General features: G+C 65.4%; 1 pseudogene. It reads left to right on the top strand.

Annotation, left to right across the window (positions count from 1 at the left end):
* Positions 1–123: 123 nt before the first annotated feature.
* Positions 124–544: pseudogene (locus TW83_RS17720) on the top strand (glycosyl transferase); the annotation flags it as partial.

Here is a 544-nt window from a genome sequence, read left to right as displayed (position 1 = left end):
TTGCGTCCCGCGACGGCGGTGGGCCAGCCCCCCGCACCCTCCGTGGCCTGCGCGGAACCGTGAGGCCTGCTTGCCTCGCGGTGCGCGCTGTGAAACCCTGCACCCAAAGCGAATGGGTGAGACATGGACGACGGGCGCAACGGATCGGTCAAGCAGATCATCTGCATCAAGTGGGGTGCCAAGTTCGGTCCCGAATATGTCAACCGCCTGCATGCGATGATCGCCCGCAACATCACGCCGCCCTTCCGGCTGTTCTGTTTCACCGATGACGGGACCGGCCTGCATCCAGATGTGGCGGTGCGCCCGCTGCCCGATTTCGCCTATCAGGCCCCCGTCAACACCCGCGGCAAGTGGCCCAAGTCGCGGCTGTGGGGGGATCTGGGCGACGTCACGGGGGTGGTGCTGTTCCTGGACCTGGACGTGATCGTCACCGGCAGCCTTGACGCGTTCTTCGAACATGGCGATCCGGACGACACGATCCTGGGCCTGAACCCCAACACGCCGTTCGAGAAGATGGGCCAGACCTCGGTCTATCGGATGCGGG

It is taken from the genome of Paracoccus sp. S4493, from assembly GCF_000967735.1.
GTDB classification, from domain to species: Bacteria; Pseudomonadota; Alphaproteobacteria; order Rhodobacterales; family Rhodobacteraceae; genus Paracoccus; species Paracoccus marcusii.
Note: the sequence above shows the minus strand (reverse complement) of the source record. Positions and strands in the feature narration are given on the sequence as shown.